This is a genomic window from Chryseobacterium sp. MEBOG07, assembly GCF_021869745.1.
In the GTDB taxonomy this organism is placed as follows: Bacteria; Bacteroidota; Bacteroidia; order Flavobacteriales; family Weeksellaceae; genus Chryseobacterium; species Chryseobacterium viscerum.
This window is the reverse complement of record NZ_CP084579.1, coordinates 1,361,068-1,377,507: the sequence shown is the minus strand read 5'-3', so window position 1 is coordinate 1,377,507 and position 16,440 is coordinate 1,361,068. Positions and strand designations below refer to the sequence as shown.

At 36.6% G+C, this 16,440-nt stretch carries 19 protein-coding genes; 10 read left to right on the top strand and 9 right to left on the bottom strand.

The genetic code is table 11. From position 1 onward, the window contains the following. The first annotated feature begins 65 nt into the window (after positions 1–65). Positions 66–1,169: a serine hydrolase domain-containing protein gene (locus LF886_RS06285; RefSeq protein WP_236853304.1), complete on the top strand. Its 1,104-nt coding sequence runs from the start codon at positions 66–68 to the stop codon at positions 1,167–1,169. Positions 1,170–1,182: 13 nt separating this feature from the next. Here the strand turns inward: LF886_RS06285 and LF886_RS06280 are convergent, their stop codons facing one another. Both LF886_RS06280 and LF886_RS06275 read right to left on the bottom strand, forming a co-directional pair. Further along, on the bottom strand, positions 1,183–2,589 hold the full coding sequence (locus LF886_RS06280; protein WP_236853302.1) for an MFS transporter: 1,407 nt from the start codon (positions 2,587–2,589) through the stop codon (positions 1,183–1,185). A gap of 39 nt (positions 2,590–2,628) precedes the next feature. Continuing rightward, entirely contained in the window at positions 2,629–3,192 is a 564-nt protein-coding gene (locus LF886_RS06275) for a TetR/AcrR family transcriptional regulator (RefSeq protein WP_236853300.1), read from the bottom strand. Positions 3,193–3,397: 205 nt separating this feature from the next. Here LF886_RS06275 and LF886_RS06270 point away from each other — a divergent pair, with 205 nt between their 5' ends. Both LF886_RS06270 and LF886_RS06265 read left to right on the top strand, forming a co-directional pair. Next, a complete protein-coding gene (locus tag LF886_RS06270) occupies positions 3,398–3,778 on the top strand; it encodes a VOC family protein (RefSeq protein WP_236853298.1) in 381 nt (126 codons plus the stop codon). 96 nt (positions 3,779–3,874) lie between these two features. Further along, positions 3,875–4,498: a hypothetical protein gene (locus LF886_RS06265; protein WP_236853296.1), complete on the top strand. Its 624-nt coding sequence runs from the start codon at positions 3,875–3,877 to the stop codon at positions 4,496–4,498. A 13-nt stretch (positions 4,499–4,511) separates the two neighbouring features. On the opposite strand, the gene LF886_RS06260 is transcribed toward LF886_RS06265, so the two are convergent. The 4 genes from LF886_RS06260 to LF886_RS23890 form a co-directional block, all read right to left on the bottom strand. Beyond that, positions 4,512–5,531, bottom strand: coding sequence for an NAD-dependent epimerase/dehydratase family protein (locus LF886_RS06260; RefSeq protein ID WP_236853295.1), 1,020 nt, complete (start codon positions 5,529–5,531; stop codon positions 4,512–4,514). Between the two features lie 59 nt (positions 5,532–5,590). Beyond that, entirely contained in the window at positions 5,591–6,166 is a 576-nt protein-coding gene (locus LF886_RS06255; RefSeq protein WP_236853293.1) for a Crp/Fnr family transcriptional regulator, read from the bottom strand. Positions 6,167–6,366: 200 nt separating this feature from the next. Continuing rightward, entirely contained in the window at positions 6,367–6,741 is a 375-nt protein-coding gene (locus LF886_RS06250) for a hypothetical protein (protein ID WP_236853291.1), read from the bottom strand. Further along, a complete protein-coding gene (locus LF886_RS23890) occupies positions 6,741–6,875 on the bottom strand; it encodes a hypothetical protein (RefSeq protein ID WP_262913040.1) in 135 nt (44 codons plus the stop codon). Before LF886_RS23890 ends, LF886_RS06250 begins: the two co-directional genes overlap by 1 nt. Positions 6,876–6,974: 99 nt before the next feature. Here LF886_RS23890 and LF886_RS06245 point away from each other — a divergent pair, with 99 nt between their 5' ends. From LF886_RS06245 to LF886_RS06215, 7 genes are all read left to right on the top strand, one after another. Continuing rightward, positions 6,975–7,595, top strand: a complete 621-nt coding sequence (locus LF886_RS06245) for a TetR/AcrR family transcriptional regulator (RefSeq protein WP_236853289.1) — start codon at positions 6,975–6,977, stop codon at positions 7,593–7,595. Further along, positions 7,573–8,070 (top strand): GNAT family N-acetyltransferase, encoded by a 498-nt coding sequence (locus LF886_RS06240; RefSeq protein ID WP_236853287.1) that lies wholly within the window; start codon positions 7,573–7,575, stop codon positions 8,068–8,070. The genes LF886_RS06245 and LF886_RS06240 overlap by 23 nt, the downstream gene beginning before the upstream one ends. Before the next feature lie 10 nt (positions 8,071–8,080). Beyond that, on the top strand, positions 8,081–8,899 hold the full coding sequence (locus LF886_RS06235; RefSeq protein ID WP_236853286.1) for a helix-turn-helix domain-containing protein: 819 nt from the start codon (positions 8,081–8,083) through the stop codon (positions 8,897–8,899). Between the two features lie 75 nt (positions 8,900–8,974). Then, positions 8,975–9,565 carry an NAD(P)H-dependent oxidoreductase gene (locus tag LF886_RS06230; RefSeq protein ID WP_236853284.1) on the top strand — a complete coding sequence of 197 codons (591 nt, stop codon included), beginning with the start codon at positions 8,975–8,977 and terminating at the stop codon, positions 9,563–9,565. Positions 9,566–10,046: 481 nt separating this feature from the next. Then, positions 10,047–11,246, top strand: a complete 1,200-nt coding sequence (gene tyrS / locus LF886_RS06225) for a tyrosine--tRNA ligase (RefSeq protein WP_236853282.1) — start codon at positions 10,047–10,049, stop codon at positions 11,244–11,246. Positions 11,247–11,456: 210 nt separating this feature from the next. Continuing rightward, positions 11,457–11,978 (top strand): 3'-5' exoribonuclease domain-containing protein, encoded by a 522-nt coding sequence (locus LF886_RS06220; RefSeq protein WP_236853280.1) that lies wholly within the window; start codon positions 11,457–11,459, stop codon positions 11,976–11,978. A 24-nt stretch (positions 11,979–12,002) separates the two neighbouring features. After that, entirely contained in the window at positions 12,003–12,443 is a 441-nt protein-coding gene (locus tag LF886_RS06215; RefSeq protein ID WP_236853279.1) for a GNAT family N-acetyltransferase, read from the top strand. Positions 12,444–12,589: 146 nt separating this feature from the next. Here the strand turns inward: LF886_RS06215 and LF886_RS06210 are convergent, their stop codons facing one another. From LF886_RS06210 to LF886_RS06200, 3 genes are read right to left on the bottom strand one after another with little or no spacing between them, the layout of a single operon-like run. Further along, on the bottom strand, positions 12,590–14,101 hold the full coding sequence (locus LF886_RS06210) for a helix-hairpin-helix domain-containing protein (protein ID WP_236853277.1): 1,512 nt from the start codon (positions 14,099–14,101) through the stop codon (positions 12,590–12,592). A gap of 4 nt (positions 14,102–14,105) precedes the next feature. Further along, a complete protein-coding gene (locus LF886_RS06205) occupies positions 14,106–15,383 on the bottom strand; it encodes a PP2C family serine/threonine-protein phosphatase (protein WP_236853275.1) in 1,278 nt (425 codons plus the stop codon). Then, positions 15,383–16,426: a TerY-C metal binding domain-containing protein gene (locus LF886_RS06200; protein WP_236853273.1), complete on the bottom strand. Its 1,044-nt coding sequence runs from the start codon at positions 16,424–16,426 to the stop codon at positions 15,383–15,385. Before LF886_RS06200 ends, LF886_RS06205 begins: the two co-directional genes overlap by 1 nt. Positions 16,427–16,440 lie beyond the last annotated feature (14 nt).

The following is a 16,440-nucleotide window of genomic DNA, read 5'->3' as shown; positions in this document are numbered from 1 at the left end:
ACAACTATATTGTATAACATAGTAATAAGAATAATTTATATCTTTGCATAACAAATTACATAACTATGATTATTAAAAAGTTGATAACCACTCTTGTTTTGCTTCCATTTTTAACTCATACGATGGATGCTCAAATGCAAACAAAAGGATATGAAAAGAAAATTGACAGTATTATCCAGACTGAATTTGGAAATACCAATGAGCCCGGAGGTGTTTTTCTGATTACTAAAAACGGAAAAAGCCTGTACCGGAAAGCTTTCGGAAAAGCCAATCTTGAACTCAATGTCAATATGACACCGGATCATGTTTTCCAAATTGGATCGATGACCAAACAGTTTACTGCCGTGGCTATTTTGATGCTGGAACAACAAGGCAAGCTCAATGTCAGTGATCCGATTTCAAAATATATCAAAGATTATCCCAATGGAGATAAAATTACCATCCATCATTTGTTAACCCATACTTCAGGAATTAAAGATTTTACCAAAATAAAATCTCTGTCTTCCATTGCTCAAAAAGAGATGAAGCCGGAAGAAATGGTTAATTTTTTCAAAAATGAACCCGTGGATTTTGTACCTGGAGAAAAGTTCGATTATAACAATTCTGGATATGTGGTTTTAGGCTATATCATTGAACTCGTTTCAGGAAATTCTTATGAAGACTTTATTAAGAAAAACATCTTTGATAAGGCTGGAATGATCCATTCTTATTACGCTTCCGACAGAAAAGTGATCCCTCAAAGAGCTTATGGCTATCACAAAAAAGAGCAGGGATTTGTTAATAAAACAGTGATCAGTTTCAGTGTTCCTTTTTCTTCTGGCTCATTGATGTCTACAGTAGATGATATGCTGAAATGGCAGCAAGCTCTCAATCAAAACCTATTTCTGAATTCTAAAGAAACCCAAAAAGCTTTTCAGAAATACAAACTGAATAGCGGCGAAGAATTTACCTACGGATACGGATGGCATCTGAAGGATATTAATGGAGTTCCTGACCGCGAACATGGAGGAAGTATATTTGGATTTAAAAGCATGGGAATTTATGTTCCGGAAGAAGATCTCTATGTGATTGGATTCAGTAACTGCGACTGCCACTCTCCTACTGAAGTTACCCGAAATATTGCAAAAGCGACTTTAAGTGAAATAAAAACCTCATCAAAGAAACCATAAAGTACGATCAATCTTATTTCTTCCTGTTCATCTCTGGAAGAACATGATCAGGCACTTTAAAAATACAGGCCATTACAAAAATCAGGCAGAGAATATTAATAAGTACTGCAACTGAAAATGCTTTATGGTAATGCTGTACCAAAGGTTTTTCTCCAAGAAAATAATAGAAAACACTTCCTACCACAACAATTCCCAGAATGGCTGCAATCTGCTGAAAAGTATTATAAACACCGGAGGCATTTCCTATCAGTTTTTCCGACATTCCCGACAAAGCAATATTAGCAAGCGAAGGAATGATAGAGCCCACTCCCAATCCGTGTAAAAATAACAACAGGCAGAAAATTGGAAAGCTGGTCTGCATCCCGAATAAAAACAGCTGGAGAAAAAGAATAACAATAATAAAAATCAGCCCTGCAATCAGGGCTTTTTTACCGTATTTTAAAACCATTTTTACAGAAATTATAGAGGCCAGAATAAAACCTAATCCCTGGAAAACAATGATTTCTCCTGCCTTAAGCGCACTTATTTTTAAACCATCCTGAAAAAAAAGGGACACTATATAAAAATAAGAATCCAGCATAATAAAAAAGAAAGAAACGGCCACAATACCCAGATTGAAATTTTTATAACGAAAAATCTCAAAATCAATAAGATAAGGACGGTCTTTTTTTATTCTTCTCTTCTGGTTTTTTATAAAACCTAACAAAATTACAGCAGAAATAACCATCAGAAAAGCATTTTTGAAATGAAAACCTTCATGCTCAAACATTGTCAATGCATAAGTAACACAGAACAATCCCACGGAGATCATCAAAATGCCTCCCATATTCAAGGATTGCTTTACTGAGATTTTAGATTCATCCAATATTTTTAAACTCAGAAAGACCGCCGGAAGACCTATAGGAATATTCATCAGAAAAATAAGTCTCCAGGGTTCTTCCATCATTGTTAATGATGAAAAATATCCTCCGAGAAACTGCCCCAAAACAGTTCCTATCCCAATCGTAATCCCATACCATCCCATGGCTTTTGTACGTTCTTTATGATCTGGAAATAAAATCTGTATCATAGACAGTACCTGCGGGGCCATCATGGCAGCACTCATTCCCTGCACAAATCTTGAAATAACCAGCTGACCTGCTCCCACAGAAACTCCACAGGCGATAGAACTCAGCATAAAAGCAATCAATCCGATCGTATACATTTTCTTCATACCATATAAATCCCCCAGTCTACCTCCTGTAATCAGAAAAGAAGCGAAACCAATGAGGTATGCTGCAATCATAAACTGCATTTCCCCGTTGGAAGCATGAAGGTCATTCTGTATAGAAGGAATGGACACATTGATAATGAAAATATCCATAATCGTCAGCAGTTGACCAAAAAATACTATGATCAATTTCAAATACTTATAATTCATTTTTATATAGATATATCTATTTTTAATTATTAAAAAAAATTAGGGTAATAAACCCTGAACCATTTTTTTGACCTGATCAAAAGATTCATTTTGTCTATTAATCGTAGAGGTTACAACTGCTCCTTCTATTAAAAGGAAAATAGTGTCGGCTAACAAATCTGCATCCACCAATTCTTTTTCTGCCCCATATTCTTCTATGAGTGTTTTGATGATATCTTTCTGTTTTTCTTTATGCTGTCTGGCAAAGCTGGAAACGGAAGGATTACCCTCTCCTATTTCGGAGACAATTTTAATGAAATGACATCCAGCAAATTGGGACGTCTGCTGTAATTTTTTTCTGTAATCAATCAGTGCCAGAAGTTTTTCTCTTGGTTCAGAAATTTTGGATGTACTGCTTTCAAATCCTTCAAACCAATTGAGCTCTTCTTTTATAAGATAAGCCTGAAGAAGGTCATTTTTAGATGAAAAGTGGTTGTACAGTGAGCCAATAGCAATGTCAGCCTCTGCAATAATCTGGTTAATTCCAGTAGAATTGAAGCCCTGCTTGTAAAACAAATCCGAAGCGACTCTGATCATCCTATCTCTTACTTTTTCCTTTTTCATTCTGAAAATTTTTACAAATTTAATCAAAAAATAGATAAGTCTATCTATTTTTAAAATACAGATAAAATTTTTATTTTAGATCAGAGAAAAAAATCTGCTTCATTCAACCTTCAATCACATGAAATCATTTCCTTTATTTTTGATACTCTTACTGTTAATAGGCGTATCTTGTAATCCGTCACCCCAATCAAACCCAGCAAAAAATATGAGCTCCACCAATCCTGTTGTTTATTTTGAAATCCCTGTTCATGATCTGAAGCGTGCAGAAAAATTCTATTCTGCTGTTTTCAATTTTAGCTTTGAGAAAGAAATCATTGACAGTTATGAAATGGCTTTGTTTCCTTTTGAGGAAAAAAACAGCGGTATTACAGGAGCATTGGCAAAAGGAGATGTCTACAAACCTTCCAAAAATGGGGTCATTATTTATTTTAAGACGGAAAGTATTGACGAGACATTGAAAAAGGCTGTACAACATGGAGGCTCTGTACTTTATGCTAAAAGGACAGATGAAAAATATGGTTTTGCCGTAGCCGAATTTGAGGACTCCGAAGGGAACAGAATTGCTCTGCATGAAACCGTAAAATAGCTATACCATTTGATGCATATTAATTTTTTAAATAAGGTTAAGACATATTTTGTATCTTTAAATAACCATTTTTAAAAGATTAACTGGTAAATAACTATGGCGGAAGAACTATATTTCATCAAAACCAACCCTATTATTGCCAAAATCAATTTGTACAATAAGCTTAATCGTGACGAGGATAAGATTCTGAGTTTCCTTCAACCTGAAGCAAGAGCTACCCTTGAAACGATTAAAGAAAAAATACAGGACTCTGTTGAAGAGCTTACTCAGGAAGAGCTTTTACTTATTTTTCAGTGGTTCAGTAGTGTATATTCTTCAGATCATGAAGAAGTCAAGACTCAGCTTTTCATCAATGGTATTGATCTTTTTTACGAAATTCCAGCTGCTATTCACTCCGAAAATTTCCTCCAGATTCTTTCAGATTATGAAAAACTCATGAAGCAGGACATGAATTATATCGTTGATTCCCAAAACTTCAACCAGTTCCTGATCTACGGAATTTTTCTCACAGAAATTCTGAATAGAGAACAAGGGCATGAAAATATCCTTTGTGACTATCTGAAACCAGACAATAAGTCTTTGTATCTTCTTGCTGAAAATCAATTGAATTCAAAAGAATTCGACCCTAAAATCGTTCCTGATCTTCAGCATCATTTTACGGATCTTTATGATCTGACTAAGTTTTACAAAGGTCCTATTATCAAACTTGAGAATCAATAAAAAAAGAGGTTTTTCAGACCTCTTTCAGCATTTCAGGGTTTTTCATGAGATAATCTAATGCCTCTTTCACCGCTTTTTCAGGGCTTTTAGGATTGAATCCCAATTCATTTCTGGCTTTAGAAATATCAAAATCCTGCTGTAATCCTGAGAACATGGCAATATCTTTCCGGGTAAGTATCGGAGGTTTTCCACTCAGTTTTGCGGTCAATTCCATAAGGGCAGCAATGGTAAACAGAATTCCTTTGGGAACGGAACTCGGAATGTTCAGCTTCAGGTCCGGATACAGTGTATTGGCGAGAATGGTTGTATCGGTAATGGTCATACATTTTTCATTGGCAAGAATATAACGTTCACCAGATCGTCCTTTTTCAGCTGCCAGATAACATCCTTCTGCAACATCTTTTACATCTACCCAGTTCAGGGTAATTTTAGTATCTACAGGAATCTTTTTATTCAAAATTAATTTAAGAACTCCGTAGGAAACATTCAACGGTAAAAATGCTTTACTTCCAATCATGGCAGAAGGCATGACGGAAACCAATTCTATACCTAGTTTTGCAGCCAGATCAAAAGCTAGTTTCTCACCATCATTTTTAGAGTTATAATACATATCTCTACGGTCCGGATTATAACCATTGCTTTCTCTGGTAGGTAACTTTGTATAATCGAGTGCAGCAATAGAACTTACATACACTATTTTCTTCACACCTGCCTCCGCAGCTGCTTCGATGGTATTTCGGGTACCATTGATATTCACATCATAGATTTCTTTTTTGGGATCTTTAGCCCATAGTTTAAAAGAAGCTCCTACAGCATAGAATGTTTCCACTCCCTGCAGTGCTTTTACAAAAGAAGCTTTGTCGGTAATATCCGCCTGTACCAGTTCACAATCCAACCCTTCAAAAGGTTTTGTATTTTGTGTATTTCTTACGGCAGCCCGTACCGGAAGTCCCTGTTTCAGTAAAAATCTGACTAGATTATTTCCCAGATGTCCATTGGCTCCGGAAACAAGATTGATATGATTCTTTGTCATTGCATTCATTTTAATGCTGCAAAGTTCATCTTCCCGGCACCGGAACCACTTGACTTTTGTTAGTTAATTATTTTCCTCCGGATTCTACTCAGACTTTCCGGTTTCATTCCCAAAAATGAAGCAATATACTGGATGGGAACATTCTGAATAATTTCCGGATAATCTTCCATGAGTTTCAGATACCGCTGTTCAGCATTCAGAACAGACAATTCTCTGGAACGTTTTTCATTATAGGTAATGGACTGCTGGAAGACCGAAATACTGAAATCTTTCATTGCCTGACTTTGATTGATCAAATGATCCAGGTTTTCTTTGGAAATTCTCAAAAGCTCAGCATCCGTGGTGCATTCTATATTATTTTCAGAAACGGTACCGTTGATAAATTCTGAATAAGACGTAAAAAATCCTGGCGGACAATTGATATGCGTGGTCACTTCATTGCCATTCTCATCCATATAAAAAAGCCTAAGGTACCCTGAAACGATATAGTACAGGTATTCAGGTATTCTTCCAGCCTCTTCTATTACTGTGTTTTTTGAAAATACCACAGGCTCAAAGTATTTTTTGACAGCTTCGGTTTCTTCATGGGTAAAAGCATGAATGGAGTGAATATATTGTAATAGCTTGTCGTGCATTGATATTTTTTAGTCTTATACAAAAATACCAAAAGAAAATTTCAATATTGATGAGTTCAAAAAAATATTGCCCTCCAATGTAACATCTTGCATTCAATAATTGTCTTGTAAACATAACCGAAAGAAAACTACTGCTCAAAATGCAGTAAGAATAATTTTTTGAACCAGGATAAAAACTATAACACAGCCGGCAGTCTCCTTTACGATGTGGAACTGCTGGCTTTTTTATGAATCTGCCTGACTGCAAAAAAATAGTACAAAACACCTCCCACAGAATAGGCCAGTACATCATAAAAATCTCCGGTAAAATGGCTGGATAATTTCGGACAAAGCACTTCAAATAAAAAAGAGAGATAAAGCACTGAAGTCAGTACAAATTTAAAATCAGGTTTCCAGTGATAGCCTAATACAACATTCATGATATACTGTATCTGATAGCAATACATAGGAACGGTGATACAATCTGTAAAATAATCATTAAGAAACGGAATATAAATTCTGTTCTGTCTCAGTACAATAACTGCTGCCCAAACTGCCAGCCCAAGCAGAAACCAAAATGATATTCTTTTTTTCATTACATGTGAAGTACTGCCATGATAATTCCAAGGATTACCTGCAGGATTTTCGAAATAACTTCCTGGTGATCTGTTTTATTTTCCTTCCCGTTTTTCTCTGCTGTTTCGTAATCGAATTTTTGTTTTCCTTCCATTATTACAAAATTTGATACTGCAAATATATTAAATTAGAACATTTGTTCTAATTTTAAAAATATGATTTATATCCACTTTGATATTCTTATCTTTGAAGTATGAAGACCAAGGATAAAATTCTGTCCAAAGCACTGGAACTATTTAATGATAAGGGCTATAACAATATTACCACAAGGCATATTGCAGCTGAACTCAACATCAGTGCGGGAAATTTGCATTATCATTTCAAACATTCGGAAGACATTATTAAAATCCTTTTTGCTGAGCTTACCCTGAAAATGGATGAACTTTTGAACCAAATGAAAAAGAGGGAGAACAAAACTCTAGAAGACCTTTACCAGTTTACCTATTCTACCTGCAAAATCTTTTATTCTTACCGTTTCATATTTATCAATTTCATCGATATTCTTAATAAACTGCCTGATGTAAAATCCCGGTATGAAGGCATTAATTTTAGCAGAAAGGAAGAATTTGAACTGATATTTTCCGACCTCCAAAAAAATAATGTATTTCAAAAGGAGGTGCCCAGCTTTATTGTCGGGTGTCTTACCGAGCAGATCTTTATCATTGCAGACAACTGGCTTACTCACAACAGACTGATTTTAAAGCTTAATCCAAAAGAAGCCATACAGCATTATACCCTTCTTCAGATGAACCTTTTCTACCCACTTCTCAATAAAGAACAGCAACAGCTTTATGAACAGCAATATATCCGATAATCAGAACCTCATCATCAGAAAAGGAGAAATAAATGATCTTCCAGAAATGCAGCAACTTTTTACAGGAGCTATAGATGAAATCTGCAAAAAAGACTATGATCCTCAACAGCTTGAGGCCTGGAAATCTGGTGCTGAAAATGAAGAAAGATGGATGAATGTGATCAGCAATCAATTTGTTTTAATTGCTGTAAGTGATGGTCAGATGGCCGGTTTCTGTACTCTTGATAAGGGAAATTATATTGATCTTCTTTTTGTACACAAAAATTATCAGCATAAAGGAATAGCATCTTTGCTTTACAGTTTGATTGAACAAGAAACTCTTCAACATCATGAGAAACAACTCACGGCAGAGGTAAGCAAAACAGCCAGACCTTTTTTTGAAAAAATAGGATTTCAGGTGGTCACAGAACAGACGGTCTTTGTAAAAGGGATTGCTATGACCAATTATAAAATGACAAAAAACCTCTCCGCTTAATTTTCAGGCTATGGAATTACATCCGGAATACAATGAGTGCAGAATTTCAGTTCCACAGGAATTTGAAAATGTATTCACCCATTTTTATTTTGCAGAAAATACTTCAAAAACTCCGGTTACAAAAACACTTTTACCTACTTATCAGACTATTCTGTTGTTCTGTTTTGGAGAGAGTGCGGCGATGTCTACCCGGGGAAAAACAATTATTGGAGTTGATAAATGTATGGTATTCGGTCCTGTAAGACAGGCTTTTGATTATACGCTTCCGGTAGGCTGTTCCATTTTGGTTGCCAATTTTAAAGATGATGCATTTTTCAGATTTTTTGGAAAAGTATCTATTGAACAATCTATAAGGCATCCTGACGAATTGCTGAGAGAAAACTGTTTTACCGATCTGTGGCATCAGTTGACAGGATTACATTCCACCGCAGAGCAAGTGAGTCATATTCTTGAGTTCTGCAGACCTTATCTACAGCATCAGGACACTACCAGTAAGCTTTTGAGCAGTTTTGAAAACGATTTTTTTAATCCAATCAAGGTGATCGCAGCGCAAACCCATCAGACCGAAAGAAATATCCAGCGCAAGCAGAAAGAGCAGTTTGGATATTCCTTAAAAGAACTTACCCGTTATAATCGTTTTTTAAAAGCGATAAAAGCCCTTGAAGAGAGAATCGGAAAACAGGATAAAATAAAGTGGTTTGATATCATTGCTGAATGTGGTTACTATGATCAAAGTCAGCTCATCCATGATTTCAAGCATTTTATCAACATTTCACCCGCTCAGTATTTAAAATTCCAGCAGGAGATCTGTAATCCAAAATCTGAATAGACCGTTTCGTTTTCTTACAATTTTTGAAAAGTACACCACCCTACATTTGTCTCATTAATCTTAACAATCAAAACAATGAGACATTTAATCATTTACGCACATCCTAATGAAAACAGTTTAAATCATAGTCTTTTAAACACTGTTGTCGAAACACTCCAATCCCGCGATCAGGAGGTTATTGTGAGAGATCTTTATAAAATAGGTTTCGATCCTGTATTTTCTTTGCAGGATATGCAGGGACAATTTCAAGGAAAACTATCAGATGATGTAAAACTTGAACAGGAGCATATTTCATGGGCAGAACAGATTACTTTTATTTATCCTATTTGGTGGACAGGGCTTCCGGCTATGATGAAAGGGTATATAGACCGTGTATTCAGTTATGGTTTTGCGTACCGCTATGACCAGGGCATACAGAAAGGACTTCTGAAAGGTAAAAAGACTGTGATTATCAATACCCACGGAAAATCTCATGAAGAATATGAAAAAACAGGGATGGATAAAGCACTCACTTCAACCTCTGACAATGGTATTTTCATCTATTCCGGGCTGGAAGTCATCAGACATTTATTTTTTGACAAAGCAGATAAAGCTTCCTCTGAAAATCTTGAAAAATGGAAAGATCAAATTAGAAATTTATACTCTGATTATGTATTAAATTATTAATTTTTTTCTATGAAAATACTTACTGAAAAACAAAGCATCAGCCCAGTTGTACGAACTTCTTACCAAGTGACGAAGAAAATAATAAAATACAGTTTTTATATCTTTATCCTGTATTTTGCTTTTAAGGGATTTATGGCATGAAATTGGCTTCAAAAATCGCAAGTAAAATTGTTTTGAACCATTATTTTAAGCCATTAAGATAGATGGATGGTTAAGTTTTTTCTTAAAAACAAATCTTGTTATAACCCTGCAATACGTCTTAATGGTTTAAATATTGGCTCCACAGGAAATTCCTGTTATATTTGCATCACAATGAAACATTTAAACAGTATACTACGTCTTCCATTCTTCAGTGAATATTACACTCCGGGCTATCGTTCGGGGAGACTTTCTATATCTGTAATCCAATAAAATAATCTAACGTATATATAGAGCCCGGACATTACCTGTCCGGGCTTTTTTCATTTTAAAACTATTCAACATGATTCATCCATTACAAGAAAATGTGGCTATCATCCTGCCGGAAAACGGTTTGGAAGAAAAACTTGCCCAAGCCAAAAAGGAAAGTAGAAAGCTTTCTATTAAACTAGGTTTTGATCCCACGGCTCCGGATTTACATTTGGGACATGCGGTGGTTCTCAAAAAGCTGAAACAGTTTCAGGATTTGGGGCATCAGATCATTATTATCGTAGGCAGCTTTACCGCAAGAATTGGTGATCCTACAGGAAAAAATAAAGCAAGAAAACCTTTAAGTGCTGAAGATGTACAGCATAATGCCCAGACGTATATCAATCAACTTTCCAAAGTGATTGATGTTCAGAAAACAAAAATTGTTTTCAATTCTGACTGGCTGGATGCGCTTAGCTTTTCAGAGGTTATCCAATTGCTTTCCAAAGTGACCGTTGCCCAATTGATGCAGCGCAATGATTTCAATAAAAGGTTTACAGAAAACACGCCTATAGCGATGCATGAACTGGTATACCCTATTCTTCAGGGTTTTGATTCTGTAAAAATTGAATGTGATATTGAAATGGGAGGTACGGATCAGCTTTTCAACTGCACGATGGGAAGGCAGCTTCAGGAAGTTCACCAAATGCCTGCTCAGATTGTGATGTGCATGCCCTTGCTGAGAGGTCTTGATGGAAAAGAAAAAATGAGCAAATCCCTGAATAATATTATCGGGCTGACAGATGAACCCAATGAAATGTTTGGAAAAACAATGTCTATTCAGGATGCACTGATTGAAGAATTCATCAATCTGACCACCGATTTTTCTACGAAAGATAAGACAGCACTTATTTCCAGGATAGCAGAAGGTGAAAATCCTATGAATATCAAAAAACTGATCGCTAAAAATATCATCAGCCAATACCATGATGCAGCTTCAGCAGAAAATGCAGAACAGTTCTTTATCAATCAGTTTCAGAATAAAAATTTTGAAGAGAAAGTGTATGAATCTGTTTCTATAAGTTCTTTGAAAAGAATTCAAAACAAAATATCTCTTCTTGAGCTTTGTCATCAGCTTAAAAATGATCTCAGCAAATCAGCGGTTCGAAGATTAATTGAAAATGGAGGAGTTCAAATCAATAGCACTAAAATAACGGACCCAAATGAAGAAATGGAACCTATCCCTCAAACTAAAATAAAAATCGGGAAAAGGGGCTTTTTTGAGTTAATATAAAGCTGGAAGATGGGAGCCGGAGGATGGAAGTTTTGTCAGACGATGAACTGATGAAGTTTTTTGATTGAGATATTTTTGAAAGTTCTTTTTGAATTAAAAGGCAAAAAGTTCTTTACAACACAAAAATAACTTCCATCCTCCATCTTCCTTCTTCCCGCTTCCCTCCTTCAACTTATTTCAATATCTTCGTTTTCTTAAAAACGATTTCCAATGAGCTATATCATGGTTGACATAGAGTCGGACGGCCCGATTCCCGGCGATTTTTCAATGGTATGTTTCGGGGCAGTACTCGTTAATGAAGAGCTTGACACTACTTTTTATGGAAAACTGAAACCTGTTTCTGAAAAATTCAATCCTGATGCTTTGGCTATTTCCGGTTTCAGCAGGAAGGAAACAATGAATTTTGATGATCCTGAAGAAGTAATGCTTGCCTTTGAAGACTGGATTAAAACAAATTCCAAAGGCAGACCTATTTTCATCAGTGATAATAATGGTTTCGACTGGATGTTCATCTGCTGGTATTTTCATCATTTTATCGGAAGAAATCCTTTTGGCTTTTCTTCCAGGAGGCTTTCTGACCTTTATTGTGGATTGGAAAAAGATACTTTTGCCCAATGGAAGCACATTCGCAAGACTGAACACACGCACAATCCGGTAGATGATGCCAGGGGAAATGCTGAGGTTTTGCTGTACATGAAAGAAGAAATGGGACTGAAAATTGCATTAAAGTAGACACTCTAATTTTTATTTTTGAATATGAATCTTGACCTTCACTACAAAAAAGCTGATGATACCGATATTGATTTTCTTCTTGATCTCAGAATGAAAACCATGAATCCTCATTATAAAACTTCAGGGCTTTCTACTGACCGGGAAACAACGATGCAAAGAGTTCTGTATCAGTTTGAAAAAGCCAATATTATTTTTTTAGACAATCAACCCATCGGGCTGCTAAAACTAGACAGAACATTTACCAACATTGAAGTCCTTCAACTTCAGATTGATCCCAGCCAGCAAGGTAAAGGACTTGGAAAAAAGATTTTATCTGATATTTTGGAGGAAGCTTCATTAGCAGGAAAAACAGTATCATTAAGTGTCTTAAAAACCAATAAAGCCCAGCATCTTTATACAAGTCTGGGTTTCAGAATCGTGGATGAGGATGAGTATTCTTATTTTATGGAAACGGAAAAGCAGTAAGTGGGATCGTTTTAGTTTTGGCTAAAGCCGTTGAATTTTTCCTTTGATTCAAACACAAATCTCACAAATAGATGGGCACAAATAGCCACAATCATCTGCGAGATCTGAAAAATTTGAGATTGCTTCACTGCGTTCGCAATGACCGTTTACTGATTTGCCATGGTTACATAGATCAGTCTTCCGCCTTCTTCCGCAGAAAGCAGTATTTTTTTTCCATCTGTAAGCTCAACCATGGAACCGGGTGGAATTTCTTTTTGCTCTGTAACATCTTTCATTCCGGATAACCCCTGATTTACCAATACCCATTTTCCCTGATGGAAGGTAAAGTATCCCACCGGCATTTTATCCTGCATGGTAAGATTTTCATTTCTTATCACTTTTCTGGAAACATGCCACTTGAATAAATACTGATTGTGATAGACCATCAATCTGTGGTTTTCCGGTTTCCATACCTCATCATCAAATTTAAAATACAGATCCAAAACCGGTAATGTTCCCTGATGAGGTGTTCCACAGAAAGGACATTTGGGTTTGCTGGTATTATCAAAGACATACCATTTTTCGGTACAGTTGGAATTATGACAAGGCTGTATCAGGTCTACCGTTTTCAATAAGGCGCTTTCCCATTCATTGGCTGTAGGACGCCTGATGGGATCATGCAGTCCATCTATAAATGCTTTCCTGAACAGATCTGAAAGGTAAGGACCTGTTATGGTATAAGGAATCTTTTGCGGATCGCCCCATAATGCATCCCATTTTCTGAGATGATCTGCTTTTACATGATTGGAAGAATCTTCCGGATGTTCTATAAACAGGGCTTTTTCTCCCATGGATAAAATTTCATCTTTTTCGGAATCCAGATCCCAGATTTTCCCTCCACGCAATGGGTGCCTTCTCAGCAGGTACATATAAATCAAAACAGCAAGAGCATGAAGATCTGTTTTTTGATTGGGCAGGTACCGTTTGGGATCCTGAAGACTCAGATTTTTTGTCTTTAAAACTTCAGGAGCAATAAAATCTGCGGTTCCTATGACTTCAGGTTGAAACAGTTTTGGAACAACCAAACCGTCTATATCAATGATACAGGCAGATTTCGAAACCGGATCTACCAGAATATTATTATAGGACAGATCAGAATGTGCCAGCCCCATCTGATGCAGCTTTTTTACTCCCCTGCTGATATTGACTGCAATTTGAAAATAGCTCAACCAATCCCCCAGCTCGGACTGATCCAGTCTCAACGGATATTGCTGATTTCTGAACACCGGAGCGGTAAACCATTTCCCTACTTTATCCTGTCCCTGGATATTATCTGAACCGATATATCCTTTGGAAAAATAAAATTTATTGTGATAAACAGGAACCACAATTCCTGTGAGTTTATTTCTTTCAACGATATCGTACGGCCATCTGAATATTTCGTTCAGAAAGTATTCGGAGGTATTTCCATTCTGTATACTCTGCAGATAGGTAGAAACAATTCTCATGATTCTTTCTTTTTGCCCTTCATCCAACGGACTTCGGTAAAAAGCGACTACATAATCTCTATCAGGCGAAAAATAAACATCTTTCACCCCGCCCCGGATGGGATTTTCATCTACGTATTCATACGATTTGGCTGTGTCCAGAACAGAAACAACCTTAATGGTCTTTTTCATGGTATTAATAGATTATGGCCAATGTACGGTCATCATGGTTTCCTCTGCTCCAGAAATCGCTCCATAGGAGAAGCTGTTCATCAATTTTTTCATCGTTGACGAAATCTGCTTTCGTCCGGTCATCATTATTTCCGGCAAGGTCTTCAAAAAGGGACTTCCAGTTTTGGGTATCTTCCAGTTTGTTTTCTGTGGTAAATTTAGGATCATAAATACCATCTGTCATCAGTATCAGATAAGAAAAATCATCCACACAGGTCATTCTAAAACGGGAAGCTATCTGATCATTGAAAATTTCTTTCATGGTGATAAAGCGGGTTCCTCCTCCAAATTCTCCCACATCCATCTGATTTAAGAGTTTCACTTCGGAAAAGTCAGTATTAATAAGGTTGATCGGGCAGTCTCCTACACCAAAGCTCAGAATGACATATCCGAAACTGAACTTTTTAAGTAATGTAAAAATAAGGGTTGCATGCAGATCATTTACAGACAACGCATTTTCTGCTGCCGTTTTTTCTAAGGTGTGATAGACATCCCAAACGCCTCCCGACAAAAGATTGATGATATTGGATTCTGCATCGGAACGTTCTTTACTGGAAGATTCAGAAGCGTACATACAGTTGATATTGTTTTCAATTTGGCTTATTATTTCCTGTGAATTGAAAAACTGATTGATCGTTGCCGTAGCCAATTTTGAACCTTCTCTGGCAGCCTTAGCCGAGCCCGCCCCATCTGAAACAGAAATAATATTCCAGTCCGCAGGAAGCTTATTTACTGCAAAATCATCTTCACGGAATTTTCCTTCATGAGCATGGGAACGCCCTCTTTTGGAAGCCACTACAATTTTTTTGTCTGAAAATGAACCTTTAAAGGAGTCTTCTTCAGATTTATAAAAAGCAGCATTTTTATCGCTTGGAATATTTTTCCACAAGTCTTTCGGATCTGCGTTTACAAAAAGCTGAATCTTCTTTATTTCAATCTGGTCCCGATCATGAATGTGATAAAAATGAACATCCAGATGATACATATTATTCGTAACCGGAGTTCCCGAAAGGGTATTATTTTCAAAAGTAAGTCCCGTTTCTTCCAGGTTTCCGATCTTCTGGATCTTTATGTTCGGAAAATCTTCCATAGCAAGGCTGAATTCATAGAACTGCTTTACACTGGCATTCTTCAACACCCAATGGGCATCTTTAAACTCTTCTTTTTCTTTATAAACAACAGCTTGTTCCATAGTCTTTGGCTTAGATTCAGAGGCTGATTTCCTGAAAAATTTGCCCATCATTAGCCCAGAGTTCTGTTAATATCAAATCCACCACCAGAGAATCCGTAATAATCTGAAGTTCCACACCATGGACATTTGCTATATCCTTCTCCTCTCAGGCAGTGAATACCACCACATGAACAGGTAGCCAATGCAATAGGATTTGCACAATGAGGACATGAAGTACCTCCTTCCAGTTCTTCTATATTAATTTTAAGGGAAGTTTTCTGATTTGAGGAAAGTCTGTAGTAGGCTTTTTCATCAATTTTATAAGCTCCATCCAATTTGTAATATCTTGTAGCCATTCCCGGAATGCTTGATTCGGCGAAGGCTTTTTTAAATTTCATCAGATAAAGCTTTTCCGTTTCCTGACATTTTCCGTTCAACACCACAAAATTATTGTCCGGAAATTTCTGTTCCATTTCTGGATCTACTTTTTCCAGAATAAGAGAATCGATCTTGGATAGATTAATTCCTTCTTTTTTCGCTTCCGTTACACTCTGGCTGGTTGTTTTAATAGAATCCGTTACCCATTTAAAAAATTCTTTATAGGAGTTTTCATCCGAATTATTGAATAATAATACATTATCGGCTAAAGACCCGAGAAGTTTATAATTGGTATTTTCACCTATGGATACAGCAATCGTATTAGGTTTTCCGCTGTATTTATGCGTCCATCTTTCAATGGCTTTGGTGGCGTCATCAGTAGGAACTCCATCCGTAAACAGGAAAACAATGGGCTTCCAGTCTCCTTTTCGTTCATAGGTTGTTTTCACAATATCCCTGTCGATACAGTCCATTATTTTGATCAGTCCCTGTGAAAGTGACGTACCGCTTCCAATAGGAATCTTAGGCGGATAAAAACTGATAATATCCTGCATGGGAGTAATCACTTCTGCTTCTCCGGCAAAACCTACCACGGAAATATAAACGGTTTCTAATGAATAGGGATCTTTTTTCAATTCCCTGATGATATTGGCGATACCTTCCTGTACCTGCTCAATAGGTTCTCCTACCATAGATTCGGAGATATCTACTAAAAAATAAATAGGCAGTCTTCTCATATTGTAAAGACAAT

Bases quoted from the DNA above. Each gene is read 5' to 3' on its own strand.
- tyrS (WP_236853282.1), top strand. From the start codon at position 10,047: ATGATTCATCCATTACAAGAAAATGTGGCTATCATCCTGCCGGAAAAC.
- LF886_RS06250 (WP_236853291.1), bottom strand. From the start codon at position 6,741: ATGAAAAAAAGAATATCATTTTGGTTTCTGCTTGGGCTGGCAGTTTGG.
- LF886_RS06200 (WP_236853273.1), bottom strand. From the start codon at position 16,426: ATGAGAAGACTGCCTATTTATTTTTTAGTAGATATCTCCGAATCTATG.
- LF886_RS23890 (WP_262913040.1), bottom strand. From the start codon at position 6,875: ATGGAAGGAAAACAAAAATTCGATTACGAAACAGCAGAGAAAAACGGG.
- LF886_RS06215 (WP_236853279.1), top strand. From the start codon at position 12,003: ATGAATCTTGACCTTCACTACAAAAAAGCTGATGATACCGATATTGAT.
- LF886_RS06205 (WP_236853275.1), bottom strand. From the start codon at position 15,383: ATGATGGGCAAATTTTTCAGGAAATCAGCCTCTGAATCTAAGCCAAAG.
- LF886_RS06285 (WP_236853304.1), top strand. From the start codon at position 66: ATGATTATTAAAAAGTTGATAACCACTCTTGTTTTGCTTCCATTTTTA.
- LF886_RS06240 (WP_236853287.1), top strand. From the start codon at position 7,573: ATGAACAGCAATATATCCGATAATCAGAACCTCATCATCAGAAAAGGA.
- LF886_RS06270 (WP_236853298.1), top strand. From the start codon at position 3,398: ATGAGCTCCACCAATCCTGTTGTTTATTTTGAAATCCCTGTTCATGAT.
- LF886_RS06220 (WP_236853280.1), top strand. From the start codon at position 11,457: ATGAGCTATATCATGGTTGACATAGAGTCGGACGGCCCGATTCCCGGC.
- LF886_RS06255 (WP_236853293.1), bottom strand. From the start codon at position 6,166: ATGCACGACAAGCTATTACAATATATTCACTCCATTCATGCTTTTACC.
- LF886_RS06260 (WP_236853295.1), bottom strand. From the start codon at position 5,531: ATGACAAAGAATCATATCAATCTTGTTTCCGGAGCCAATGGACATCTG.
- LF886_RS06210 (WP_236853277.1), bottom strand. From the start codon at position 14,101: ATGAAAAAGACCATTAAGGTTGTTTCTGTTCTGGACACAGCCAAATCG.
- LF886_RS06280 (WP_236853302.1), bottom strand. From the start codon at position 2,589: ATGAATTATAAGTATTTGAAATTGATCATAGTATTTTTTGGTCAACTG.
- LF886_RS06230 (WP_236853284.1), top strand. From the start codon at position 8,975: ATGAGACATTTAATCATTTACGCACATCCTAATGAAAACAGTTTAAAT.
- LF886_RS06265 (WP_236853296.1), top strand. From the start codon at position 3,875: ATGGCGGAAGAACTATATTTCATCAAAACCAACCCTATTATTGCCAAA.
- LF886_RS06235 (WP_236853286.1), top strand. From the start codon at position 8,081: ATGGAATTACATCCGGAATACAATGAGTGCAGAATTTCAGTTCCACAG.
- LF886_RS06275 (WP_236853300.1), bottom strand. From the start codon at position 3,192: ATGAAAAAGGAAAAAGTAAGAGATAGGATGATCAGAGTCGCTTCGGAT.
- LF886_RS06245 (WP_236853289.1), top strand. From the start codon at position 6,975: ATGAAGACCAAGGATAAAATTCTGTCCAAAGCACTGGAACTATTTAAT.